At 69.9% G+C, this 319-nt stretch carries 1 protein-coding gene; it reads right to left on the reverse strand.

Annotated features, from left to right (window positions below):
* Positions 1–319: AMP-binding protein (locus HWX36_RS36790; protein WP_175958588.1), on the reverse strand; the 319-nt coding region annotated here is incomplete at both ends.

The raw sequence follows: 319 nt of genomic DNA on the forward strand, positions 1-319 counted from the left end.
GGGTGACGTCGAACAGGCGCAGCACGTTCGCGTGAGTGACGATGCAGCCCTTGGGCGTGCCGGTGGAGCCGGACGTGTAGATCACATAGGCGGCTTGCGCGGCGCAGACGGCGCGAGGCGGGGCCGCGCGGGCGCGCTCGTCGGCGACATCGTCGAGGCCGATCGCGCAACGCGGCAGCTCATCGGCACGCGGCAGGCGTTCAAGCTCGTCGCGCGTGCCGACGAGGGCGATCATTGCGCTGTCGTCGATGAGGAAGCGCAGGCGCTCGTCGGGATAGGCGGAATCGAGCGGCACGTAAGCCGCGCCGGTCTTGAGGAT

It is taken from the genome of Burkholderia sp. BCC0405 (assembly GCF_902833075.1).
Lineage (GTDB): Bacteria > Pseudomonadota > Gammaproteobacteria > Burkholderiales > Burkholderiaceae > Burkholderia.